Annotated in this window: 24 protein-coding genes; 15 read left to right on the plus strand and 9 right to left on the minus strand. The window is 63.4% G+C overall.

The genetic code is table 11. From position 1 onward, the window contains the following. Positions 1-237 precede the first annotated feature (237 nt). Positions 238-585 (plus strand): hypothetical protein, encoded by a 348-nt coding sequence (locus XH81_RS23550; RefSeq protein WP_095424777.1) that lies wholly within the window; start codon positions 238-240, stop codon positions 583-585. A gap of 68 nt (positions 586-653) precedes the next feature. Here the strand turns inward: XH81_RS23550 and XH81_RS23555 are convergent, their stop codons facing one another. From XH81_RS23555 to XH81_RS23565, 3 genes are read right to left on the minus strand one after another with little or no spacing between them, the layout of a single operon-like run. Then, the gene (locus tag XH81_RS23555) at positions 654-1,481 is read right to left on the minus strand and encodes an adenylate/guanylate cyclase domain-containing protein (RefSeq protein ID WP_152103768.1); all 828 of its coding nucleotides are present in this window, start codon (positions 1,479-1,481) and stop codon (positions 654-656) included. 59 nt (positions 1,482-1,540) lie between these two features. After that, positions 1,541-2,008: a YbaK/EbsC family protein gene (locus XH81_RS23560; RefSeq protein WP_271596382.1), complete on the minus strand. Its 468-nt coding sequence runs from the start codon at positions 2,006-2,008 to the stop codon at positions 1,541-1,543. A 38-nt stretch (positions 2,009-2,046) separates the two neighbouring features. Continuing rightward, positions 2,047-2,778 (minus strand): haloacid dehalogenase type II, encoded by a 732-nt coding sequence (locus XH81_RS23565; RefSeq protein WP_271596383.1) that lies wholly within the window; start codon positions 2,776-2,778, stop codon positions 2,047-2,049. A 195-nt stretch (positions 2,779-2,973) separates the two neighbouring features. Between XH81_RS23565 and XH81_RS23570 the strand changes: the two genes are divergently transcribed. After that, a complete protein-coding gene (locus XH81_RS23570) occupies positions 2,974-4,737 on the plus strand; it encodes a caspase family protein (RefSeq protein ID WP_095424779.1) in 1,764 nt (587 codons plus the stop codon). A gap of 465 nt (positions 4,738-5,202) precedes the next feature. On the opposite strand, the gene XH81_RS23575 is transcribed toward XH81_RS23570, so the two are convergent. Further along, complete coding sequence (locus tag XH81_RS23575; RefSeq protein WP_442868204.1) at positions 5,203-5,574, minus strand: winged helix-turn-helix transcriptional regulator; 372 nt, start codon at positions 5,572-5,574, stop codon at positions 5,203-5,205. A 149-nt stretch (positions 5,575-5,723) separates the two neighbouring features. Here XH81_RS23575 and XH81_RS23580 point away from each other — a divergent pair, with 149 nt between their 5' ends. Continuing rightward, a complete protein-coding gene (locus XH81_RS23580; protein WP_028140078.1) occupies positions 5,724-6,458 on the plus strand; it encodes an SDR family NAD(P)-dependent oxidoreductase in 735 nt (244 codons plus the stop codon). Between the two features lie 63 nt (positions 6,459-6,521). On the opposite strand, the gene XH81_RS23585 is transcribed toward XH81_RS23580, so the two are convergent. Next, entirely contained in the window at positions 6,522-7,406 is an 885-nt protein-coding gene (locus XH81_RS23585; protein WP_018321552.1) for a 4-hydroxyphenyl-beta-ketoacyl-CoA hydrolase, read from the minus strand. Between the two features lie 338 nt (positions 7,407-7,744). On the opposite strand from XH81_RS23585, the gene ykgO reads away from it, so the two are divergent. The 3 genes from ykgO to XH81_RS23600 all read left to right on the plus strand — a co-directional run bounded on the left by ykgO (position 7,745) and on the right by XH81_RS23600 (position 9,040). Further along, complete coding sequence (ykgO, locus tag XH81_RS23590) at positions 7,745-7,870, plus strand: type B 50S ribosomal protein L36 (RefSeq protein ID WP_006611362.1); 126 nt, start codon at positions 7,745-7,747, stop codon at positions 7,868-7,870. 107 nt (positions 7,871-7,977) lie between these two features. Further along, entirely contained in the window at positions 7,978-8,610 is a 633-nt protein-coding gene (locus XH81_RS23595; protein ID WP_038947517.1) for a tetratricopeptide repeat protein, read from the plus strand. A 169-nt stretch (positions 8,611-8,779) separates the two neighbouring features. Beyond that, a complete protein-coding gene (locus XH81_RS23600; protein ID WP_028140081.1) occupies positions 8,780-9,040 on the plus strand; it encodes a hypothetical protein in 261 nt (86 codons plus the stop codon). Between the two features lie 112 nt (positions 9,041-9,152). Here the strand turns inward: XH81_RS23600 and XH81_RS23605 are convergent, their stop codons facing one another. Beyond that, positions 9,153-9,335, minus strand: coding sequence for a hypothetical protein (locus XH81_RS23605; RefSeq protein ID WP_152103589.1), 183 nt, complete (start codon positions 9,333-9,335; stop codon positions 9,153-9,155). A 343-nt stretch (positions 9,336-9,678) separates the two neighbouring features. Here XH81_RS23605 and XH81_RS23610 point away from each other — a divergent pair, with 343 nt between their 5' ends. Together XH81_RS23610 and XH81_RS23615 are read left to right on the plus strand one after the other, a co-directional pair. Next, positions 9,679-10,635, plus strand: a complete 957-nt coding sequence (locus XH81_RS23610; protein ID WP_038947515.1) for an alpha/beta fold hydrolase — start codon at positions 9,679-9,681, stop codon at positions 10,633-10,635. Positions 10,636-11,191: 556 nt separating this feature from the next. Beyond that, positions 11,192-11,401, plus strand: a complete 210-nt coding sequence (locus XH81_RS23615; RefSeq protein ID WP_212429181.1) for a hypothetical protein — start codon at positions 11,192-11,194, stop codon at positions 11,399-11,401. A 338-nt stretch (positions 11,402-11,739) separates the two neighbouring features. Here the strand turns inward: XH81_RS23615 and cycA are convergent, their stop codons facing one another. Further along, positions 11,740-12,135 (minus strand): cytochrome c-550 CycA, encoded by a 396-nt coding sequence (cycA, locus tag XH81_RS23620; RefSeq protein ID WP_028140083.1) that lies wholly within the window; start codon positions 12,133-12,135, stop codon positions 11,740-11,742. 280 nt (positions 12,136-12,415) lie between these two features. Between cycA and XH81_RS23625 the strand changes: the two genes are divergently transcribed. The 5 genes from XH81_RS23625 (at position 12,416) to XH81_RS23645 (ending at position 18,420) form a co-directional block, all read left to right on the plus strand. Continuing rightward, positions 12,416-13,909 carry an FAD-linked oxidase C-terminal domain-containing protein gene (locus XH81_RS23625; RefSeq protein ID WP_152103588.1) on the plus strand — a complete coding sequence of 498 codons (1,494 nt, stop codon included), beginning with the start codon at positions 12,416-12,418 and terminating at the stop codon, positions 13,907-13,909. Positions 13,910-13,980: 71 nt separating this feature from the next. Then, on the plus strand, positions 13,981-15,219 hold the full coding sequence (locus XH81_RS23630; protein ID WP_028140085.1) for an FAD-binding protein: 1,239 nt from the start codon (positions 13,981-13,983) through the stop codon (positions 15,217-15,219). Further along, the gene (gene glcF, locus XH81_RS23635; RefSeq protein ID WP_028140086.1) at positions 15,216-16,538 is read left to right on the plus strand and encodes a glycolate oxidase subunit GlcF; all 1,323 of its coding nucleotides are present in this window, start codon (positions 15,216-15,218) and stop codon (positions 16,536-16,538) included. Before XH81_RS23630 ends, glcF begins: the two co-directional genes overlap by 4 nt. Positions 16,539-16,622: 84 nt before the next feature. Continuing rightward, positions 16,623-17,009, plus strand: coding sequence for a hypothetical protein (locus XH81_RS23640; RefSeq protein WP_028140087.1), 387 nt, complete (start codon positions 16,623-16,625; stop codon positions 17,007-17,009). 394 nt (positions 17,010-17,403) lie between these two features. Further along, positions 17,404-18,420 carry a TorF family putative porin gene (locus XH81_RS23645; protein ID WP_028140088.1) on the plus strand — a complete coding sequence of 339 codons (1,017 nt, stop codon included), beginning with the start codon at positions 17,404-17,406 and terminating at the stop codon, positions 18,418-18,420. A 106-nt stretch (positions 18,421-18,526) separates the two neighbouring features. Here the strand turns inward: XH81_RS23645 and XH81_RS23650 are convergent, their stop codons facing one another. Continuing rightward, complete coding sequence (locus XH81_RS23650) at positions 18,527-20,287, minus strand: ABC transporter ATP-binding protein/permease (RefSeq protein ID WP_097669090.1); 1,761 nt, start codon at positions 20,285-20,287, stop codon at positions 18,527-18,529. 315 nt (positions 20,288-20,602) lie between these two features. Here XH81_RS23650 and XH81_RS23655 point away from each other — a divergent pair, with 315 nt between their 5' ends. Beyond that, the gene (locus XH81_RS23655) at positions 20,603-22,267 is read left to right on the plus strand and encodes an L-lactate permease (RefSeq protein WP_028140090.1); all 1,665 of its coding nucleotides are present in this window, start codon (positions 20,603-20,605) and stop codon (positions 22,265-22,267) included. Positions 22,268-22,426: 159 nt separating this feature from the next. Next, the gene (locus XH81_RS23660) at positions 22,427-22,825 is read left to right on the plus strand and encodes an META domain-containing protein (protein WP_028140091.1); all 399 of its coding nucleotides are present in this window, start codon (positions 22,427-22,429) and stop codon (positions 22,823-22,825) included. Positions 22,826-22,979: 154 nt separating this feature from the next. Here XH81_RS23660 and XH81_RS23665 read toward each other — a convergent pair whose 3' ends face one another. Beyond that, a complete protein-coding gene (locus XH81_RS23665; RefSeq protein WP_028140092.1) occupies positions 22,980-24,188 on the minus strand; it encodes a hypothetical protein in 1,209 nt (402 codons plus the stop codon). Between the last annotated feature and the right edge of the window lie 172 nt (positions 24,189-24,360).

The following is a 24,360-nucleotide window of genomic DNA, read 5'->3' on the forward strand; positions in this document are numbered from 1 at the left end:
TGGCCAAAGGCGCAAGCCCGCCGGTTTGCGCTGGCCCTGTTGCGGCGGTGCCACGGACCGTGGCGCCGCATGTCGCCCGGGCAAGTGGACAACAGCGCAGGGGATGACGTTGCGGGCAACCCGAATATTTAGGGTGAATTGGGTTCCGAAGCCATTTTCACATTTTGTTGTTGGTTCAGAACCGGGTCCTGCCTCATTGATTGATGAAAATCGACGGGAATCGAGAAGGATCGGGACATGCGAACAGAGCGGATTGCGCTGGGTGTGGCGCTCGCGGTCGGCGGCATCGTCGCGCAGGGCGCTGCATGCGCCCAGGAATATCGCGGCACCATGGAACAGCAGATGGCATGTACGCCGGACGTCTGGCGTCTGTGCAGCGACCAGATTCCGGACGTGAGCCGGATCACCGCCTGCCTGCAGCAGAACACGCCGCAGCTGTCGAGCGGCTGCCGCGCCGTGTTCCAGTCCAACAACCAGATGCCGCCGCAGCAGCAGGTCCCGCGCAATCGCGCCGCACCGCCGCCGCGCTATAACAATGCGCCGCCGCCACCTCCGCAGCGTCCCTATGACGATTACGACGATTAGGCTCTGAAGAGAGCAGGATCCGGAAAATTGCGCAGCGCTAGGCGCGACGATGCGGTCGTGCCGCCGGGTCAGCGCTCGGTCTTGCTGTCCGATTCAGGTTGTCCAAGCACCATCCGCAGGACGACACCGAAGAGAATGGCTGCGACCGGCCAATGGAACCAGATCTTGTTGCCAGTGAAAAGATTGATCAGAATCAGGAAGGCCGACACCGTGAGGGCCGCTGCCAGCGGGCGGGGCAGCTTTGCGAGCCAATCCGAGACGACATTCGTCGCCGAAGACAGCTCGCGCCTGTTGTCCATTCGCGGAGCACGCGCTCGCTCTGAGGGCGCTGCGCTTGCCTCGATCGGGACGCTTCCCGGCACCGCCGTTTGGCTACCCAGGGTCAGCCGATAGCTGGTCAGGGGCGCGATGTTCTTCAGGGGACGCTGGCCGAGACAGTCGAAGCCAACCGACAATTTGTTGTGCACCTGGTCGTAGACGGAGCTCGAGATCACGACGCCGCCGGGCTCAGCGAGCTCTTGCAGCCGCGATGCGATATTGACCCCGTCGCCATAGATGTCGGAGCCGTCCACCATGACGTCGCCGAGGTTGATGCCGATGCGAAACTGCATCGGGCTCGCCTGCGGCGCGTCCGCGGCCTGACTGGAGATTTCCTGCTGAATCTCGACCGCGCATTGCACGGCCTCGACGACGCTGGCGAACTCGGCGATCACGGCATCGCCCCAGGTATTCACGATGCGGCCGTCATGGCGCTCGACCAATCGCGCGATGGCGGTGCGGTAGCGGCGGAGCGTCTCCAGCGTTCCGGTCTCGTCCGCTTCCATGAGACGAGAATAGCCGTACACGTCAGCGCACAGCACGGTGGTCAGTCGTCGTTTCACCTTGTCGTCGGTCATCGGCGCCATGCTAGCCTCCCTGATCGGCAAATGCATCAGGGATCGTATCCGGTGCCGCCTTACGGCCTGACCTCGCAGACATCGACCCATTCGGCGGCGGTTAGCTCGGCCATCCGGTCGGGCGTGATGCGCACCGCGCTGTGGGTCGAGCCGGCGGCCGGGACCACGACGTCGAAAGCCTTCAGGGAGACGTCGCAATAGATCGGCAGCGGCGACTTCAGCCCGAACGGGCAGACGCCGCCGACCTCATGGCCGGTGATGTCGGCGACCTCCTCCAGCCCCAGCATCTTCGGCTTGCCGCCGAACTGCGCCTTGACCTTCTTGTTGTCCATGCGCGAGGTGCCGGCGGCGACGATCAGGATCACGCGTTCGCCGACGCGCAAGCTCAGCGTCTTGGCAATCATTCCGGGCTCGACCCCGTAGGCTTCGGCCGCCAGCGGCACCGTGGCCGAGCTGATCTGTGATTCCATCACGGTGATGTCGGGGGCTTTCTCGGCGAAAAAGGCGCGAACGGATTCCAGGCTCATTCCGGGCAGCTCATTTCAGACTTTGCGGGCGGCGATGCCTAAGCAAACATTGGCAGCTCGGAGAGCGCGCGGACGCGGTGGTCCGGCGCAAAGCCAAGCTCGTCCATCTGGGTGCGGATCGCCTTGAACATGGTGAGCGGTGCCATGAGTTCGTTCTCGACGCAAGCCAGCGCCATGGCTTCCGGTGTCACCCGCTCGATCCAGGCGACGTTCAGGCCGAACGACTTTGCTCCCGCCACGTCCCATGGATTGGAGGACACGAACAGAGTCTCGCTCGGTGCGGTGCCGAGCACTTCCCCGATCAGCAAGTAGGCCTCCGGGCTCGGCTTGAAGATCTTCTTGGCATCGACGCTGATGGTGGCATCGAGCAGACGATCGAGGCCGGAATTGCGCACCAGTGCATTCAGCATGTCCGGGCTGCCGTTGGAGAGGATAGCGAGCTTACGCGGCTTGAGCGCTGCAAGCGCGCTTGTCGCGTCCGGATAGAGGTCGAGATGCAGATATTTCTCGATGACGCGCTCGAACGCCTCGCTCTCATAGGCCAGCCCGAGCACGCGCAGCGTATAGGCCAGCGAGTCGCGGGTGACCGCGGTGAAATCCTGGTAGCGCTGCATCAGCGAGCGCAACCAGGTGTATTCGAGCTGCTTGATGCGCCAGACCTGCGTGATGATCTCGCCATAGCCGGGAAACGCATCCTCAGTGACCTCAGCCACCGACTGGATGTCGTAGAGCGTTCCGTAGGCGTCGAAGACGACGGCTTTGATGGTCATCGGCTGTCCTTCCGGGATCGTTGTGGGCACAAGAACTCCGCTTGGGGGAGTACGCGTTGTCGTCAGCTTACCAAGGCACAGCGGAAGTTTGCCAAACTGCAGGCACGGCATCGAAGTGTGATCAGCATCACAGAGCCAATGCTTGCCTTTCATCAGGCTCGACGTAGGCTGCGCACACTTTGATCGGGGCCTACGATGGGCGCTCTTCGCTGGTTTTCATTATTCTTTTTCATCTGGCTGACCTGCGGTTCGGCGCAGGCCGAGCGTCGCGTGGCGCTGGTGATCGGTAACTCGGCTTATGAAAAGGTCGCCCGGCTCGGCAATCCCTCCAGCGACGCTGCGCTCGTGGCGGAAACCTTGAAGGCTGCCGGCTTCGATCTTGTCGACCTGCGTCATGACCTGAAAGTAGCCGATATGAGGCGGGCGCTGCGGGACTTTATCGAACAGTCCCGCGATGCCGAGGTTGCGGTCGTTTACTATGCAGGTCACGGCATCGAGGTTGATGGGGTCAATTATCTCGTCCCGATCGATGCTGTCCTCGAACGTGACACTGACATTTATGACGAGGCAATGTCGCTGGATCGGGTGTTGGTCGCTATCGAGCCTGCGAAAAAGCTGCGGCTGGTGGTTCTTGACGCATGCCGTGACAGCCCGTTCTCGAAGGTGATGAAGCGGACCCTCGCTTCCAGGGCGATTGGGCGCGGCCTCGCAAAGGTAGAACCGTCAGGCCCCAACACCCTGATTGCCTTCGCATCGAAGGCAGGTTCAACAGCGCTGGATGGTGACGGCAAGAATAGTCCGTTCACGGCGGCGATGGTTCACCACGTCACCAAGCCGGGCCTGGATCTGCGAAAGGCTTTTGGTTACGTCCGCGACGAAGTTTTGAAGTCTACCGCCAACAGGCAAGAGCCATACCTCTACGGCTCACTTGGAGGCGATGATCTATCGCTTGTCCCGGCAGTGGCGGCGCCGTCACCAACAGGACCGCAGGCGGATCCGCAGACGGCAATCCGAAGGGACTACGAACTGGCGCTGCAACTCGGCACCCGCGATGGCTGGGAAGCCTTTCTGTCTCAATATCCGGATGGTTTCTATGCCAACCTTGCGAGAGCGCACGCGAAAAAAATCGCTGCAGAAGAGGCGCGGGCAGCTGCCGCTGAAAAGGCGAGGCTAGCGGAGCAGGAGAGGGTTCGACTTGCCGCAGAAGGTGCAAGACAGTTCGAGATAGAAAAAGCAGCTGCGGCTGCCAAGGCAGCTGAAGAGGCCCGCATCGCTGCCGAGAAGGTCAAGCAGGTCGAGCAGGACAAGGCTGCTGCGGCTGAAAGAGCTCGTCTGACAGCCCAGGAGAACGCGGCGCGGGAACTCGCAACTCGAGAGAATGCCTCGCGAGAAAAGAACCAGCAAGTCGCTGCTCTACCACCTCCCGTCGAGACGGAGCAGATCAGTGCCGACACAGCTCGCGCGCTGCAAGCCGAGCTACGTCGCGTGGGATGCAATGTGGGCGTTGTCGACGGCGTTTGGGGTGAGCCCTCGCAGAAAGCCCTCGACCTCTTCAACAAGCACGCTGGCATGAAACTGAATGTGAGCGTCGCCACTACCGACGCGCTGGACGCCGTCAGAAACAAGGGCGGGCGAATCTGTCCGCTGACTTGCGAGAACGGCTACCGCGCAGAGGGGGACCGCTGCACGAAAATCACCTGCCGCAAGGGCTACGTCCTGAACGACGAGAATGAGTGCGAGAAGAAGGGAGCGTTGCCTGAAGCAAAGAAAAAGCCAGAGCTGCAGCACCGCGAAGCAAGACCCTCTTCGTCCTCCGCCGTCACGCGCGCTGATGCGGCTCTATCTAACGGCACCTACCAGAAATGCATGGGCCCCATCACGGGATGTTATGCAAGGGCTATCCAGCAGATGGATCCGCAAAGAGCCAAGATCTGGTGCAGTCGGCAGCCGACGTGCTGAATCACCAAGGCGGAGAAAAATGAAAGTTGCTTGTGGTCGGGCTGTCGTCGGCGCAGTCGCGTTTTGAACTCGCATCAGCTCAAATGGATGGAGTCGTTCCACGGTCGAGGCGCAAGGCGTATGCTCTCAATGATCGATTTGCTTTCTTTCTCAGTCAAATTCTTGGGTAAAGTCTGACTTGACACTGAAACGAGGGGGCCGGGTGATGTCGAGGATTCTTGCAGTTCTTTTTGTTGTGATGTTTCCGCTGGTGTTTGGGGTCGAAGCGAGGGCTCAGGTGCACAGTTCAGCAGCCAAGATGAGCTCTGACAACGGACAATGCCCCACCGGCAGTTGCGCCATGGACGGTTCGGCTTTTGCAAAACACCGCAAATATTGTTCGCCAGCCAACTGTCTGAATAACCGTTTTAACAGGAAGCAGACGCAGAGGTCGAGGTTGCATGGCGTTCGATGCAACCATTCAAGCTAGCCAGTCGGCTGGCGTCCTCGCCGCGTCCAGGTCGCGCGCTCGGCGAAGACCTGGCTGACCTCCGCCATGTGCTCGGTGCCCCACGTGCAGAGCGGCACGAGAGCCTGGGCCAGACTGTGACCCAAGGGAGTGAGGCTGTAGTCGACCCGCGGGGGCACTTCCTTGTAGTCGGTCCGCTTCACGAGACCGTCAGCCTCCAGCTCCTTCAACTGCTGGATCAGCACCTTGTCGCTGACGTCGCGGATGGCGCGGCGGAGCTCGCCGTAGCGGGTCGGGCCGTCCTGGGCGACGAAGTACAGGATCAGCGGCTTCCACTTGCCGGCGACGACCCGCAAGGTTGCATCTAAGCCGCAGGTGAAGCCGGGCAAAGTCGGCGTGCAGCTCTGGACCGGTGTTGGAGACTGCGCAGGCGGGAAAGTCGTGTCTGACATTTTTTTGGGTACTTACCAAAAGGTGCATACTTGTCGATAGGTGGGTATGCCGCCAGCTCAGTGCAACCTCAGTGAAGGAGCACATCATGAGCAGACTACAAGGCAAGACGGCAGTGGTGACCGGCGGCGGCACCGGCATCGGATTTGGAGCGGCGAAACGGTTCATCGACGAAGGCGCGTTCGTCTACATCTTCGGGCGGCGGCAGGAGCAGCTCGACGCCGCCGTGGCGAAGCTCGGATCCTCGGCGCGCGCCGTCAGGGGCTCGGTGACGGATCTGGCCGACCTCGACCGGCTCTATGAGACGGTGAAGAAAGAACGCGGCGGGCTCGACATTCTGTTCGCCAATGCCGGCACCGGACTATTCGCCCCGCTCGGCGAGATCACGGTCGAGCATTACGATCACATCTTCGACGTCAATGTGAAGGGACTGGTTTTCACGGTGCAGAAGGCCCTGCCCCTGATGACGAAGGGATCGTCGATCATCCTGACCGGTTCGAGCACGGGCGTGATGGGGACGCCGCAGTTCAGCATCTACAGCGCGACCAAGGCCGCGGTTCGCAATCTGGCGCGGAGTTGGGCGCAGGATCTGCGCGGCACCGGCATCCGCGTCAATGTGCTGTCGCCGGGGCCGACCAAGACGGAGCTGGCACTGGAGATCGTCGGAGAGGAAGCCTTCGACGCGCTTGGAAGCACGACGCCGCTCGGCCGCGTGGCAGCCCCGTCGGAGACGGGCGCGGTCGCCGCGTTCCTGGCTTCGTCGGACAGCAGCTTCATGACCGGCAGCGAAGTGTTCGTCGACGGAGGCCTCGCTCAGATCTGAGAGTTTGAGCATGAGGGCTTCGGTCACCCGAAGCCCTCATGCGCGGTGCTGATGAGAAGCGCTTCAGATCCCCAGCAGTTTTCGCGCGTTGGCCTTGAGCACCTTCGGCCGGATCTCGTCGCGGATCTCGATCTTGGCGAAGTCCGACAGCCAGCGGTCGGGCGTGATCACCGGCCAGTCCGAGCCGAACAGCATCTTGTCCTGCAGAATCGAGTTGATGTAGCGCACCAGGATCGGCGGGAAGTACTTCGGCGACCAGCCGGAGAGGTCGATATAGACGTTCGGCTTGTGGGTCGCGACCGACAGCGCCTCTTCCTGCCAGGGGAAGGAGGGGTGGGCGAGGATGATCTTGAGGTCGGGGAAATCAGCCGCGACGTCGTCCATGTACATCGGGTTGGAATATTTCAGCCGCATCCCCATGCCGCCGGGCATGCCCGAGCCGACGCCGGTCTGGCCGGTGTGGAACAGCGCGACCGCGCCGCCATTGTTGATCTCTTCGTAGAGCGGATAGGCCATGCGGTCGTTGGCGTAGAAGCCCTGCATGGTCGGGTGGAATTTGAAGCCGCGCACCCCGTATTCCTCGATCAGCTTGCGCGCCTCGCGCGCGCCGAGCTTGCCCTTGTGCGGGTCGATCGAGACGAAGGGGATGAGGACGTCGAGATGGTCGGAAGCGGCCTCGATCATCTCGTAATTGTTGTAGCGGCGGAAGCCGGTCTCGCGCTCGGCATCAACCGGGAAGATCACCGCGGCGATGTTCTTGGAGCGGTAATAGGCCGCGGTCTCCGGCACCGTCGGCGGATGCTTGTTCGGCGACTTGAAGTATTCCGCCATCTGCGCCTGGAAATCGTCATAGCCGTCGTCGGGGTGGCAGCCGCAGGGCTCCTCGGCGTGGGTGTGGATGTCGATGGCGACGACATCGTCGATGTTGGGCAGCTTCAGCTTCGGCATGGGGTTTCCTCCCGACGGGTTGCCGAATTGATTATATCATATAACGAATTTGGCAAGGCGTCGTCGACAAGGCGTCGTCGACAAGGCGTCGTCGAAAGGTCTGATTCCCCAGCGATGAATCGGGCCGATTCGGCCGCTTCGACTGTGCATGGGGTTGTTTTCGCGAATTTGCCGGTTCGGAACCGGGCAGTTAACATTGACATCACCTCCCGCCATGCCTTAAGAACCGCCCCGTCCCGGGCGGTCGTCCGCCGGCGGGAAAAATCTCATTTTGCCACATTCGCGCGTGCCGAAACGGTAGTGCCGAACACGGCCTTTCGAACGTTCAGGATTCCGCCATGAAGGTCCGTAACTCGCTGAAATCGCTGCGCGGTCGCCATCGCGCCAACCGCCTGGTCCGCCGCAAGGGCCGGGTCTATGTGATCAACAAGGTGCAGCGCCGCTTCAAGGCTCGTCAGGGCTGATATTGCCCTGCCGGACGCCCGCGCGCGCCCCGCAAGACCACGGTCTCACACGAGTTTGACGCCGCCTTTGCTTTGCAAGGGCGGCTTTGCGCGTTTAGACTTCGACCATGGCAGTGAGATTCCTCTTCGCGCGCACCTTGTGTCTGGCCCTTGTGCTGGGAACCTCCGGCCTTGCTCCGGCCCTGGCACAGCAGGTTGATCCACCCGGCAAGCAGAAGAAGCTCCCGGAAGCGCCGGCCAAGCTGCCCAAGGTCGATCGCAACAAGAATCTCGAATTCCTGTTCGGCGCGTTGAAGGCGGCGCCCGACGAGGCCAGCGCCAAGCATGTCGAGGCGCGGATCTGGGCAATCTGGCTGCAGACCCCGAGCGACACCGCCGCGCTGTTGATGGCCCGCGCCAAGACCGCGGTCGACGCCAAGAAGATCGAGGTCGCGATCAAGCTGCTGGATTCGGTCATCAAGCTGAGGCCCGACTACATCGAGGCCTGGAACCGGCGCGCCACGCTCTACTACATGCAGAATGACTATGGCCGTTCGCTCGCGGATATCCAGCAGGTACTGATCCGGGAGCCGCGCCATTTCGGCGCGCTCGCGGGCCTCGGCATGATCATGCAGGAGGTCGGCGACGAGAAGCGCGCGCTCGAGGCCTATCGCAAGGCGCTCGCCGTCAATCCGCACCTCGAAAAGATTCCCGACCAGGTCAAGGCGCTGACCGAGAAGGTCGAAGGCCGCGATATCTAGAGCACGATCCGGAATAGTTCGGGAGGATCGTGCTCGCGCAATAGCGGATAGTTTGATCATCTTCCGAGCGATGGCGCCTTACGTGGATTAACCACGATTGGAAGCGCGGCATCGTGAGGACTATTGCCGGCGCCGCCAGGGGCCTACCTGCATGGCAGGAGCAAAAGCCATGAAGCGTTTGATCTTTGCGGGTAGCTTGCTGCTCGCGTCGGGGACGGTGAGCTTCGCCGACGGACTTTTCTGGGTGGTCGGCAACCGCGCCACCGGAAAATGCAACATCGTGACCAGCAATCCGGTCATCATCGGCGATATCTGGTTCGGCGACGGTCCCTACAAGTCGAGGGCCGATGCCAAGCTTGCCCGTTCGACGATCCGCGCCTGTCCCGCACTTACCCCGGACGAGGAAAAGGACGAGGACGGAGCGAACTAGTCTGCGTGCCAAGCATGATCCGGACCCGAAGGGCCGCGTTCGCGAAAAGTGTGCAGCGGTTTTCCGACGAGATCATGCTCGATAGAGAGCCTAAAGTGCGGTCCACCGCACTTTAGTGCAGAGCGTTGCCGCCGCGCTCGACCAGGCCGCGATCGGCGGCTGCGGCGTAAGCCTTTGCAAGCTCCGATTCCAGGTGCTCGTTGATCAGCAGCAGCGCCCGCAGGGCACCGCGCAGATCGCCGTTGCAGCTCGCCACGATCTCGTCGATCGCAGTGTCGTTCGATCTGAAGCTCATCGAAAATCCTCCGGTTCAAATCAGGACAAATCCTGCCGGTCTTTCCCGCATCCCCTGAGGTTGCCCTGGGGCCTGCGAGGAGGATCGGCGCCCACCCGCGCCTAGATGGCGGAACCGACCATGGCGATTATAAGGAAGCCGCGATGACGGCTGCATGAAGCTGTTCCGAGGCTTGCGCGGCCTCCTGGAATGTTGTTGATTCCATTGAGTTTTCACGTTCTTCAATTATGCACATATCCACAGCCCCGGCAGTTTCGGCGCAAATCCGGAAAGCCGGCGGAGCGAAACTGCCACCCGTAACGCCCGTAACTGCCCTGTGCCCAGGATCACCCGGATTCTCTCCATGATCGTGATGTCAGTCGTGACGGCGCTGGTTCTGCTGGCGCTGGTCACGCAGGCTGGAATCGTCGCCGTGCAGCGCGCCTTTCCGCCGCAGGGCGGGATGGTCGAGGTCGACGGCGCGACGCTTCACGTCGTCGATATCGGTCCGCGCGATGCAGGCCTGCCGATCGTGATGCTGCACGGCGCCAGCTCCAATCTCGAAGCGATGCGGCGCCCGCTCGGGGACCTGCTCGCCAAGGATCATCGCGTCATCCTGGTCGACCGTCCCGGCCATGGCTGGAGCACGCGCGCGCGGCGCCAGGATTCCACGCCGCAGATCCAGGCCCGGATGATCGACGAGGCGCTTGGCAAGCTCGGGATCGATCGCGCGATCTTCGTCGTGCATTCCTGGAGCGGCGCGCTCGGCGCGCGGATTGCGCTCGATCATCCCGGCCGCGTCGCCGGCCTGGTCATGCTCGCCCCCGTCACCCATCCCTGGCGCGGCGGTGTCGGCCGTTACAATGAGTTCATCGCAACGCCGGTGATCGGTCCGCTGCTCGCCTACACGATCACCCTGCCGCTCGGCTATTTCGTCGCTGAGGCCGGCGCGCGCAACGTGTTCCTGCCGCAAATGATGCCGGATGGATTCGTGCAGGACTCCGCGACGCCGCTGCTGCTGCGCCCGCGCGAGTTCATCGCCAATGCCTATGATCTGGTGACGCTGAAGGAGGCGGTGACTGCGCAAGCCGCGCGCTATGGCGAGATATCGGCGCCAGTCACGATCATTGCCGGCGAGCCCGACAAGACGGTGAAGACCAACATTCACGCGCGCCCGTTCGCAGCCATGGTGCCGAATGCGAAGCTGATCGTGCTGCCCGATCTCGGCCACATGGTGCAGAACGCCGTGCCGGAGCTCGTGAAGACGGAAATCGAAACGATGATCGGGAAAATCGCCCCGGCGCAGGCGGCCGCCGATTAGGGCGTCTTCGAGCGAAGTGGCTGCTCCCGTAGAGCTCTCGTAGGGTGGGCAAGGCGCACTTGCGCCGTGCCCACGATCTGCGTGTGACTGGGGAGGATTCGTGGGCACGTCGCGCAAGAGCGCGCCTTTGCCCACCCTACGGGACCGTGCCTGTGTCGGCCCCTGTCAATCCGCTCCGCTAAAAATATTCCACTTTACCGAAATTCGGTTTCGGCGCATGTGTCGTCCATCCCGGCTCGACCTTGAGGGGCGATCGCGCGTCGTCACGTTTCGCGAGCTGGGTTGCGGTGGACGCGGCAGCGTCGGCACGAGAGGCGCGGGCAGGGCGGGTCGTCCCTGTGAGCCCGAAACCGCGTGCAGACGAGCGACGCTGAACGCGTACGGCAAAACCGTGTGGTCCTGGCCGTCGTTGCTACGGTCAAGTCCTGCGAAGGTGCGAGCGAGCCCAACCGGGCAGACTGCATCATCCAATTCGCGGGGCGAGGGAGGCCAGAGGGAACTCGGCTCCCGGGAGAGCACGGCATAAGCCGTCCGACCACCGCGCAGGGAAGGCCGAGTGATCGGCACCACCTGTATGCTGCTGTGCGGTTCTTCCTGCGTGCGCTTTTCGCGCAGCGGACCGCGGGTGCGAGCTGGCACCCGGCCTTCCCTGCGCCCTCTTGGCTATGAGGGTGGCGAGATCAAGCAAAGCTCGGGCGAAATCCGCCGCGAGGACGAGAAGGCATGTCCGCGACTTGAGCTGTGTGCCACAATCTCGATCTCGTAGGGTGGGCAAAGCGGAAGCGTGCCCACGCCTTGTTGCTCATGGAGGGAGATCGTGGGCACGGCGCTACGCGCCTTTGCCCACCCTACGGCACTGCAGCTGGGATGTGCATTGGAGCATCGCGATGCCGCCTCATACTCGTCATTGAGGGGCTCTTGCGACGAAGCAATCCAGAGTCTTTCCGAGGAGGGATTCTGGATTGCTTCCGCCTTCGCCGAGGCTTCGGCGGACAAGTCGCGGCGCTTGCAACGACGCCGTGAAGAAAACGCATCAAACAAAAAGCCGCAGCTTCGGTTCTGACCCGGTCAGAACCGAAGCCGAAGCTGTCGACGGATCCGTGCTTACTGCTTGATCTTCCCGTCCTTGTCGAACTGCGCGACATAGGCCCAGAGATTGTTGATCTCGGTCTCGTTCTTGATGCCGGCGAACGCCATCTTGGTGCCGGGGATCTTGGCCTTGGGGTCCTTGATGTATTCCTTGAACACGGCCTCGTCCCAGGTGATGCCGGAATTCTTGTTCGCGTCCGTGTAGCTGTAGCCCTCGACCGTGCCCGACTTGCGGCCGTTGAGACCGTTGAGCTCGGGGCCGACCTTGTTCTTGGCGCCTTCGCCGATCGCGTGGCAGGCCAGGCATTTGTTGAACGATGTCTTGCCGGCCGCGACATCCTGCGCCATCGCGGCGGGTGCGGTGGCAATCATGGTGAGGATCGTCAGTGCGCCAAAAGTCAGTTTTGTCATCGGATGCTCTTCGTCTCTTCCCTGGTGGGTCTGGCCTGGTCAGTCTCTCGCCGGATCGGCAATCGCCCGACCTGCCGGTTTTGGCAGGCCTGCTCGGCTTGGACAAGCCACCAAACCATGACAGGTTTCATGATTTCCGACTTGTCCCAGAGCGAACTGGCGAAAGATGGCCGATCCGACTTTCGGATGGCCTACCCAAACACCCGCGGACGTGATTGATTTGCCGAGACAAATTGATCGTGCGGCGTGAGCCGGAAAGATATGCCATGAAGGATTTGATATGGCCATCATGATGCCTGCGAGCGACCAGGCGGTGCTCGCGCGCCGCGCCGAGATCGTTGCTGCATTGCGCGCGATCGTGCCCGGCGAGGGCGTGATCGATACGCCTGCCGAGATGCGGGCCTATGAATCCGACGGGCTGACGGCCTATCGGCAGCCGCCGATGGTCGTGGTGCTGCCCGATACGACCGAGCAGGTCTCGGTGATCCTGAAATATTGTGCAGGGCAAGGTATCAAGGTGGTGCCGCGCGGCTCCGGCACATCGCTATCAGGCGGGGCGCTGCCGCTCGAAGACGGCGTGCTGCTGGGGCTCGGCAAGTTCAAGCGCATCCGCGAGATCGATTTCGACAATCGCGTCGTCGTCACCGAGCCCGGCGTCACCAACCTCGCCATCAGCCAGGCGGTCGCCCATGCCGGCTTCTATTACGCGCCCGACCCGTCCTCGCAGATCGCCTGCTCGATCGGCGGCAATGTCGCGGAGAATTCCGGCGGCGTGCACTGCCTCAAATACGGCATGACCACCAACAACGTGCTCGGTTGCGAGATCGTGCTGATGAGCGGCGAGATCCTGCGCATCGGCGGCAAGGGGTGCGAGAACCCGGGCTACGATTTGATGGGCGTCATCACCGGCTCGGAAGGGCTGCTCGGCGTCATCACCGAGGTCACGGTGCGCATCCTGCAGAAGCCGGAGACGGCGCGCGCCTTGATGGTCGGCTTCGCCGAGGTCGAGGCCGCCGGCGAATGCGTGGCGCGGATCATCGGCGCCGGCATCATCCCCGGCGGCATGGAGATGATGGACAAGCCGGCGATCCACGCCGCCGAGGCCTTCGTCCATGCCGGCTATCCGCTCGATGTCGAAGCGCTGCTCATCATCGAGCTCGACGGCCCCAAGATCGAGGTCGACGAGCTGATCACGCGGGTCGAGACCATTGCACGAGGCTGCGGCTCGGTAACGCTGCAGATCTCCAATTCGGAAGCCGAGCGCAATCTGTTCTGGGCCGGCCGCAAGGCCGCGTTCCCGGCGGTGGGGCGCATCTCGCCCGACTATCTCTGCATGGACGGCACCATCCCGCGCGGGGCGCTGCCGAAGGCGCTCGCGCGCATCCGCGAGCTCGGCGAAAAATACCAGCTCGGCTGCGCCAACGTGTTTCACGCCGGCGACGGCAATCTGCACCCCTTGATCCTCTACGATGCCAACAAGCCCGGCGAGATCGAGCGCGCCGAAGCCTTCGGCGCCGATATCCTGCGCGCCTGCGTCGAGTTCGGCGGCGTGCTCACCGGCGAGCACGGCGTCGGCATCGAGAAGCGCGACCTGATGCCCGACATGTTCAGCGAGATCGACCTCAACCAGCAGCAACGGCTGAAATGCGCCTTCGATTCGCAAGGCCTGCTCAATCCCGGAAAGGTATTTCCGACCCTGCACCGCTGCGCCGAGCTCGGCCGCATGCATGTGCATGCCGGCAAGCTGGCGTTTCCTGATTTGCCGCGGTTCTAGCGTCGGTCGCTGCGCCTCGCTGCAACGCGCCAAATTTGCTTTCCGTTCTAAACTTGGATACCGGCTGAGTCGTGGATACGCTTAAGGTCAGAGACGCCAAAGACGTCGAAGAAGTGGTGCGCGCGGCGATTGCCAATGAGCAGCCGCTCGAGATCATCGGTCATGGCTCTAAGCGCGGCATCGGCCATGCCATGGCGACCAACGCCGTGCTCGACCTCTCCGCGCTGAACGCCGTCACTTCCTACGAGCCGAACGAGCTTATCATCACGCTCCAGGCCGGTGCGCCGCTGGGCGACGTGCTGTCGCTGATCGACGCCAAGAACCAGCAATTCGCGTTCGAGCCGATGAATACCGCGCCGCTGCTCGGCACGCCCGTATCGGGGACCATCGGCGGCATGATCGCGGCCGGGCTCGCCGGTCCGCGGCGGATCAGGGCGGGCGGGGCGCGCGACCATTTGCTCGGGGCGCACGCCGTCTCGGGCTTCGGGGACAGCTTCAAGACCGGCGGCAAAGTGGTGAAGAACGTCACCGGCTACGACCTCTGCAAGTTGCTCGCGGGGTCATGGGGCACGCTGTCTGTCATGACTGAGGTTACGCTGAAGGTGATGCCCAAGCCCGAGGCCGAGCGGACGCTGCTGCTAAGCGGCCTCGACGATGCCGCCGCCAACAAGGCAATGACCGCGGCGCTCGGCTCGCCCTTCGACGTCTCCGGTGCGGCGCACCTGCCGAAATCGGCGTTCCGGGCCAAGACCGACGGGCTTGGCGATCTCGCAGGCCAAGGCGAGGCCCTGACCGTGCTGCGGCTCGAGGGTATCACGGCCTCGGCCGCCCATCGCGCTGGCTCGTTGCGCGAATTGCTGGCGCCGTTCGGAACCGCGACTCTGGTCGAGGACGCGGCGTCGGCCGCGCTGTGGGCCACCATCCGCGACGTGCTGCCGTTCGCGGCCAGCGGCGCGCTCGGCGCCTGGCCGGTCTGGCGGATCGTCTGCCCGCCGGCCTCAGGCGCTGCGCTCGGCACGCAATTGGCGCGGGAGACGGGCGGCGACGTGATCTATGATTGGGGCGGCGGGCTGATCTGGGCGGCATTGCCGCCGAAGGGCGACGCGCATGCTCCGGCGGTGCGGATGCGTGCCAACGCCGTCGGCGGTCACGCAACGCTGATCCGGGCGGCCGAGGATGTCAGGCGCGATGTCGACGTCTTTCATCCGCAGGCGCCGGGCATTACCGCCCTGAGCGAGCGGGTGCGCGCCAGTTTCGATCCAAAGGCCGTTCTCAACCGGGGCCGCTTGAGCCGAGGCGCTGTGGCATGAAGACCGAATTCTCACTCGCCCAGCTTGCCGATCCCGACATCGCGGAAGCCGACAAGATCCTGCGTGCCTGCGTCCATTGCGGCTTCTGCACCGCAACCTGTCCGACCTATGTGCTGCTCGGCGACGAGCTCGATAGCCCGCGTGGCCGCATCTATCTGATCAAGGAGATGCTGGAGAAGGACCAGGCGCCGACGGCGGAAGTGGTCAAGCATGTCGACCGCTGCCTGTCGTGCCTGGCCTGCATGACGACCTGCCCCTCGGGGGTGAACTACATGCATCTCGTCGACCAGGCCCGGGTCAGGATCGAGCAGCGTTATGAGCGGCCTCTGGCTGAGCGGCTGCTGCGCCAGGTGCTGGCCTTCGTCCTGCCGGACCCGCAGCGCTTTCGCATGAGCATGGTGCTGGCGCGGGTGGCCCGTCCGCTTGCCGTTTTCCTGCCGACGCCGCGGCCCTCGGCGACGCCCGGCCTGATCCAGCGCATCAAGGCGATGCTGGCGCTGGCCCCGCACCGGCTGCCGCCGCCGGGCCCCGCCGCCGGCAGTGTGTTCGCGGCGCTCGGCAAGAAGCGCGGCCGGGTCGGGCTGCTCCAGGGCTGCGCCCAGCAGGTCCTGGCGCCGCGCATCAACCAGGCGGCCATCAGTCTTCTCACCCGCCATGGCGTCGAGGTTGTCCTGGTCCGGGACGAACAGTGCTGCGGCGCGCTGACCCATCACCTCGGCAACGATCAGGATGCATTGGCGCGGGCGCGAGCCAACGTCGCGGCGTGGCGGAAGGAAGCGGCCGGTGAGGGGCTCGACGCCATCCTGGTGACGGCGTCCGGCTGCGGCACAGTGATCAAGGACTACGGCTATCTGCTGCGCGAGGATGCTGCGTTCGCCGCCGATGCGGCGAAGGTGTCCGCGCTCGCCAAGGACATCACCGAATACATCGCCGGCCTCGCACTCGAGCCGACTGCGCGACAGGACAACATCGTCGTCGCCTATCACTCGGCGTGTTCGTTGCAGCATGGGCAGAAAATCACGGGCCTTCCGAAAGAATTGCTTTCCAAGAATGGATTCGTGGTGAAAGATGTACCGGAGAGCCATTTGTGTTGCGGTTCGGCGGGGACCTACAACATTCTCCAGCCCGAGCTTGCGGGCCGGTTGCGCGATCGCAAGGTCGCCAACATCGCGAGCGTCAAGCCGGACATGATTGCCGCGGGCAATATCGGCTGCATGGTGCAGATTGCCAGTGGCACGTCAGTTCCGGTCGTACACACGATTGAGCTTCTCGATTGGGCTACGGGCGGGTCGCGGCCGGCATTGAACGCGCAAGTTTGAGCTTTCAAGCCTGAGCTTTCCTCCGGAGGCGACGGTAGAACGACGCCCGATCGACCATTGTTCGTCGACAACAGGAGGACCACGATGGCGAAAGCGAAGAAGAAAAAAAGCAAGAAGGCCAAAAAGGCGAAGAAGGCTGTAGCGGCGAAGAAATCCGCGAAGAAGGCAGCCAAGAAGTCCGCGAAGAAATCTGCCAAAAAATCCACGAAGAAAGCTGGCAAGAAAGCTTCGAAGAAGGCCGCTCCAAAGAAGGCCGCCAAGAAGGCTGTGAAGAAGGCAGCCAGGAAAGCAGCCAAGCCGGCTGCACCGAAGAAGGCCGCGAAGAAAGCGGCACCGAAGAAGGCGAAGGCAGCTCCCGCGCCGAAGCCGTCAGCGCCGTCGCCAGCTCCGGCTCCCGAGCCGGCCGCCGAGACGAGCTGGGCGATGCCTTCGTCTTCTGCGGAAGCGGCACCGGCCGAGGGACAAGGCTAGGTCCCATCCAGCGACCGCGATCGCCAACAACAGGGAAGGCCGCTGCGGTGACGCTGCGGCCTTTTTGCATCGCCGCAGGGCCTCCGGAAGTCTTCCGTTCACGGCGCCTGTTTGATTCGTCGCCCGGATGCCACGCTAGCCGCCTTCCCCGTACTTGCACGGGTCCTGCCGTGCCCTTTGGAATGCAAATAATGTGATCGAGAAGACACACAGGCTGACAACCTTTCGCGGAATCGTCAAAACGCCCAAAAAGTCGGCAGATGCCCGTGATTTTTGCTTCACGGTCCCCATCCCTCAATCCAGATTGTCGCAGTAACGCAATTTTGCAGACAGGTCGTTTGCCCCGGGGGGCCTCCGGGATCCGACTGGGTAAGAACTGGCGATGGGGATCGAAATGAAAAAAGTGGCTTTGTTGGCAACGGCGCTGGCAATGGTGACGACGGGTTCGGCTTTCGCGGCAGACTTGCGCGTGAAGGCATTGAAGGCCCCGCCGCCGCCCGCCTTCGATCCCTGGGATATCGCCTTCGGCGGTGCGGTCATGAGCGACTACATCTTCCGCGGTATCACCCAGTCGAACCACAAGCCGTCGGTCTCGGCCTATTTCGAGCCGCGCTACAACGTCACCAAGGACCTCCAGCTCTATGTCGGCGTGGCCGGTGAGAGCATCTCCTTCCCGAACCGCGCCGCAGCCGAGATCGACGTCTACGGTGGTATCCGCCCGACCTTCGGTGCGTTCGCCTTCGACATCGGCGTCTGGGGTTACCTATATCCGGGTGGGACCTGCTATTACGGCGCGCCGGTCGACACCGCCGGCAACGCGCTCAGCGCGCAGTGCGCCGCGAACGCCCTGCTCAACGGCAACGTGATGAAGAAGGACGTCAGCTTCTTCGAAGTCTACGGCAAGGTGAACTACACCATCAACGACAACTGGAGCGTCGGCCTGAACGAGTACTACACGCCGAGCTTCCTGAACTCCGGTGCGTGGGGCGACTACGTGTCGATCACCGCCAAGTACACCGCTCCGAGCACCATTTTCGGCTCCAGTGGCGTCGGCATGTATGTGTCGGGTGAGTTCGGCCGCCAGTTCCTCGGCACGTCCGACTCGTTCTACGGCACGGGCTTCGCCGCGCCGGGCTTCGCCGGTCCGTTCCCGAACGGCATCAAGTACGCCGACTACAACACCTGGAATATCGGCGTCGGCTTCACCTACAAGGTCTTCACGCTCGACCTGCGTTACTCCGACACCGACCTGTCGAAGGCGAACTGCAACGCGTTCACCAGCGACTATACGGCGACCGCCAACGGCAGCTTCAGCAACATCAATCCCACCGGCGTCGGCTCCAACTGGTGCGGCGCGGCCGGCATCGCCAAGCTCTCGTTCGACCTGACGGCGATGACCAACCTGAAGTAAGTTTCTTCCCGAGACCATTTGCGAGGGCGGCAGAGCAATCTGCCGCCCTTTTGCTTTATGGGGTGCGGGTGCCCAGCCTTGGTCGTCCGAGACGCCGGCCGGCCTCTCAGCGCGCCGCGGTCGGCTCCGCCCGGGCCGGCTCGACGGCTTTACCGAGGACGTGGATCTCGCCGTCCTCCACCAATGCCACCTTCCGGGTGTGGAAGGCGTCGAGCGTCGAGCGATGGCCGATCGAGACGATGGTGGCCTGCGGCAGCTTCTCCGTCAGCAGCCGATAGAGCCGGTCCTCGGACGGCTCGTCCAGCGAGGCGGTCGCTTCGTCGAGGAAGAGATAGTCCGGCATGTGCAGCAGCGCACGAGCAAGCCCAAGGCGTTGCTGTTCGCCGAGCGACAATGTCCGGTTCCAGTGGCCGTGCTCGTCGAGCCGGTCCGCCAGTCGCGGCAGGCCGACGGCTATCAAGGCATCGCGGATCTTCTCGGGCGGGACCGAGCCGTGCTCGGTCGGGTAGATGACGGCGTCGCCAAGCGCGCCGATCGGGAAATACGGCCGCTGCGGCAGCATCATCAGCTTCGCCGTCTCGGGAATGGCGATCGTGCCGGTGCCGAACGGCCAGACGCCGGCAATGGCCCGGAACAGTGTCGACTTGCCGGAGCCCGACGGGCCGGTCACCAGCACCCGCTCCGAGGGCTGGATCGTGAAGGCATCAGCTGCGACCAGAGGCGCGCCGTTCGGCAGTTTGACGAGCAATTGCTCGAGCGCGATTGCCTTGCCGTTCGATGGTGCGATGTCGATGGTCGGTTCGAGCGCCGCGCCGCGGGCGGCGGAGCTGACCGACATCTCGAAGCCATCGAGGCGGGCGATCACCGCGCGCCACTCTGCGAGCGAGCGATAGGCGGTGACGAAGAACGACAGCGCATCCTGCACGCTGCCGAACGCCGAGCCGGTCTGCATCATGTCGCCGAGCTGGATGCGCTTGGCGAAGTAGGCAGGCGCCACCACCACATAGGGAAAGAGCGTCGCCGCCTGACCGTAGCTTGCCGTGAAGGCGGTCAGGCGCTTGGTCCGTCCCATGATCTCGTACCAATTGCCGATGACGAAGCCGAAGCGCCGCAGGAGATGCCCTCGCTCCGCGTTCTCGCCTTTCAGAAGGGCGATCTGCTCGGAATTTTCGCGCACGCGGATCAGGTTGAAGCGGAAGTCGGCCTCAAAGCGCTGCTGCTCGAAATTGAGATTGATGAGCGGGGCGCCGATCCAGTGGGTCAGCGCGGTACCGACGATCGCGTAGGCCAGTGCGCACCAGACCAGAAAACCGGGCACGAGGATATCAGTGCCGTAAATGTACAAGGGTGCCTTGTAGGACAGGCCCCAGAGGATGACGACGAACGAGGCGAGCGTCACGATCGACGACAAAAGGCCTAGGCCGATGGTCAGCGTTTGCTCGACGAAATTCTTGACGTCCTCAGTGATACGCTGGTCCGGATTGTCGGCGGCATCGCCCCTGAGCTGCATGCGGTAATGGGTGGCGCCCTCGAGCCATTCGCCGAGATAGTGTTGCGTCAGCCATTGCCGCCAGCGGATCTGGAGCCACTGGTTCAGGTAGAGCTTGTAGACGGCCAAAGCGACGAAGGTGAAGGCAAGCCCAAGGAAGATCCAGACCTCCTTGACGAATTCGGGCAGATCGTAGGCCTGCAGGGCGCTGTAGAACCGGTTCTGCCACTGATTGAGCAGCACGTTGATCGCGACCAGCACCAGCTCCATCGCGACGACGACGGCGAGCAGGCCGCGGCCGGCCCACTTGTCCTCCGACCGGAAATAGGGGACGGCGATTCGCCAGACGATCGCGAGCGTGGCGCTGAGGTTCTTCACAGAGCAGAATCTCCTAGGGGGATGTGCACAACGGCCCGGAGCCAGAGGCTTGAGGTAATGGCGGAAATGGGCGCGCTTAGACTAAAGTCGCAAGTGCTGCAATTTGCGTTGGCTTGTCGCAGCTTGCAACCCTAGCATGGGGCTCGACGGCGCGGGGTGGGGTGCTCTGGGATTTCGCGAGCTTGTGAGCGGGACGGGAACCGCCGCATTCGCGAGGAATTCGCGTCCAGCTCGGGGGTTATCGCTTCCAGCGTCAAGCAGGATCGGCTCTCCACGCGGGCCGTCTGCCGCAAACATGCGTGGGGGAGGAAGACCATGTGGAATCAAGTCTATGATCCGCTGCACAGTCCGGTGCTGTCGACGATTGCGGCGGCGGTGCCCGTCGTCACGCTGCTGGTCCTGATCGCGAGCGGTCGCGTCCAGGCGCATATCGCGGCGGTCATCGCCGTGATCGTGGCCAATTTGATCACGATCTTCGTCTTCACCATGCCGGCGAACATGTCGATCCGTGCCTCGGTGCTGGGCATCGTGACCGGCTTTTTCCCGATCGGCTGGATCGTGCTCAATGTCATCTTCCTCTACCAGGTGACGGTGAGTACGGGACGCTTCGAATTGCTCAAGCGCGCCATCGGCGGCGTCACCGAGGACCGGCGGCTGCAATTGCTGCTGATCGCCTTCTCCTTCGGCGCGTTCTTCGAGGGCGCCTCGGGCTTCGGCACGCCGGTCGCCATCACCGGCGCCGTGCTGATCGGCCTCGGCTTCTCGCCACTCGCGGCGTCCGGCCTGTCGCTGATCGCCAACACCGCGCCGGTCGCCTATGGCGCGCTGGGCACGCCGATCCAGGGCCTTGCCTCGGTCACCGGGCTCGATCCCTACATCCTCGGCGCGATGGTCGGCCGGCAATTGCCGGTCTTCTCGCTGATCGTGCCGTTCTGGGTGGTGTGGGCGTTCGCGGGCTGGAAGGGCATGAAGGATGTCTGGCCGGCAATCCTGGTCACCGGCGTGTCGTTCGCGATTCCGCAATTCGTGATCTCGAACTTCATCAACCCCTGGATCGTCGACATCGGCGCGTCGCTGATCTCGATGGGCGCGCTGATCCTGTTCCTCAAAGTCTGGCAGCCCAGGCAGCTCTGGCTGTCGCCGGCGCTGCGCGGCCGCGATGAATCGGCAGCCACCATGGCGGCGGCCAAACCGCTCGACAAGACGCCGCTGACGCAGAGCGAACTGTTCGGCGCGCTGCTGCCGTGGATCATCGTCTGCATCGTGATGCTGATCTGGGGTAACGGGGCGTTCAAGGCCTGGGCGAATTCGATCTTCGTCTGGAACTATCCCGTGCCCGAGCTGCACCAGATGATCAACAAGATGCCGCCGGTCGCGCCAGGGCCGACGAAAGAGAGCGCCGTGTTCGGCTTCACCTACCTGTCCTTCACCGGCACGGGCATGCTGATCGCGGCGATCATCTCCGGTGTCCTGATGGGCGTCGGTCCCGGCAAGCTCGTGACCGAGTACGGCCGTACCATCCGGCTCTGTGCGATCTCGCTGATTACGATCTCGGCGATGCTGGCGATCGGCACCTTGACGCGGCTCTCCGGCGTCGACGCGACGCTCGGCCTCGCCTTCGCCGCAACCGGCGTGCTCTATCCCTTCTTCGGCACGCTGCTCGGCTGGTTGGGCGTGGCGCTGACGGGATCGGACACCGCCTCCAACGTGCTGTTCGGAAACCTGCAGAAGATCACCTCCGAGCAGCTCGGCCTGTCGCCGGTCCTGATGGCTGCGGCGAACTCGTCCGGCGGCGTGATGGGCAAGATGATCGACGCGCAGTCGATCGTGGTCGCCTCCACTGCCACCAACTGGTACGGGCACGAGGGCACGATCCTGCGCTTCGTGTTCTGGCACTCGATCGTGCTGGCCTGTCTCGTCGGCGTGCTCGTGACGTTGCAGGCCTATGTCTGGCCGTTCACGGCAATGGTCCTGAAGTAGCAGGCCAACTCCGGCTCGAACGCAAATCCCCGCGAGGTTCCGCCCCGCGGGGATTTTTGCGCCCAATCAAATCTCATCGCGCTCCAGGTTGAGCGAACCTTCTCATTGGCGCCGCCGTCTTATAGAAGGTGCGGCAAATCAGGTCGGACGAGAGGTCTCATGGTTTCGCTCAGGCGATTGGTGTGTGCTGCGGTTGCAATGCTAGCGATGTCCATTGTCGCGCGTGCCGAGGACGGTTTCCCGTTCGGCACCGAGATGACGCTGGAAGCGCTGCCGCAAGCAGGCTCGAAGCGAATTCCGAACATCGAAATCGGCGACCATGGCGAGGTCGTGCTCGAGCTCTGGTGCAAGGGCGGCAAGGGCCAGTTCTCGGTCGCCGGCAACACCGTGATCTTCGTCCCCGGTCAGATCCAGGATCGCTCCTGCCCGCCGGCAAGGGCGCAGGCCGACGACGATCTGGTCGCGGCACTGAGCAGCGTCGAGACCTGGAAGCGTCAGGGCGACGTGCTGACGCTGATCGGCCCCAAGCCACTGCGCTTCAGGACGACGGGGAATTAGCTCCGCTCTCGTGTCCCGGACAAGGCGCGTCGCGCAAGCGATGCGCCGCAGAGCCGGGACCCAGATTTTCTATCGGCAAATTCGTGTGTGGCCTCTGGGCCCCGGCTCTGCTGCGCATCACTGACGTGCTGCGCAGCGTCCGGGGCACGAAAGCCTACTTCCACACCGACTTGTCGGCATCCCAGCGCTGGCCCTTGAGCTCCTTGGCAAGCGCCTCGATCGAACCGTTGTCGTCGGGCTGCTCGCCTTCCTCGTCGACCGACGTGTCGTCGGAGAGATTGAGCTTGGCGCCGCTGCTCTCGTCGGCGGTCGTCGTCGCGGGGCTGCCGATCCACAGCATGAGCTTGTCGGTCGCGCCCGGTTTGTCGGGCGAGACGAGCCCTGCGACCTCGATCGTGTCGGTGAGATCGAGCGCGGGGAAATCCGGGTTCGGCCGCTTGAAGACCAGCTTGAGCTTGCCCGTGGCGGGGTTGAAGCTTTGCGAGACCGGCTTTGCCGCGAGCGTCCGGCTCAAAACGTTCGAGACGGCGGCCGCGAGCTTGTCCTTGCTGATCTTGTCGCCCTCGCGCCAGTCGGCTGCGGCGAAGCGGATGGTGCGGTCCATCTCGGTCATGCCCGCGGTCCAGCCCGCGGAGGTGACGCCCGGCGTCGCCTTGAATTTCGCCAGCAGCGCGCCGGCGCGCTCGGGATCGACCGACATGTTGATGGTCTGCTCGCCTGCGCGCAGCGCATCGCAGCCGACCGTGAGGCTCGCCAGCGTCACCTCGACCGCCTGGCCCTTCAGGCTCTTCAGGAAGTCGGTTGCAGCGTCGAGCTTGACCTTGACCGCGATCGCCTCCGGCGAGACGTCGGTGAAATCCTTCGGCTGCGGCGTGATGCCGTCGTCGGAGGTCTGGTTGTCCTGAAATTCCTTCTCGCTGAGATCGGAATTGTCGGGCGAGGTCACCTCGGTCACGACCTGGCCAATGCTGATCTGGCCGCGGAATTCGAAGGTGTCGCCGCTCTGCTTGCGCAGCAGCTTGACGCTGACGGGCGACTTCTCGCTGATGCTCTGCGTGGTGCCGGTCAGGGTCTGGCCCGCGACCTGGAGATTGACGACGAAGCGGTCCTTGCGGTCGGAATTCTTTGCGACGGGATAGCAGACGTCGAGCACGGCCGCCGTCACCGTCTTGCCCTGGCGCGTCTCCTTCAGGATCACGTCGGCATTGCCGTCCATCAGCCCGTCGATCGAGGTGAAATAGCGTGTCTCCGGCCCACCGGGCGTCGTGGCCTTCGGCGACAGCTTCATCTGGGCGGATGCGGAATGCGGAGAAGCTGCAAGCAGAGCCAAAAGGGCTGTCGAACAAACCAGAAGCGCACGCATCGATGAAATCCTCGCGCAACGGGCATGATCCGGAAAGTGTGAAGCGGTTTTCCGAGAGGATCATGCCCAAACAATTCGAATCGGCGCGTCACCGTAGTGGGTTTTGGCCGTCGGTTGAATCGGAAAGCGGAGGGGCAGGGTCGGCAAAAAAGAAGGCCGCCCGGAGGCGGCC

It is taken from the genome of Bradyrhizobium sp. CCBAU 25360, from assembly GCF_028128695.1.
Classification (GTDB): Bacteria; Pseudomonadota; Alphaproteobacteria; order Rhizobiales; family Xanthobacteraceae; genus Bradyrhizobium; species Bradyrhizobium ottawaense.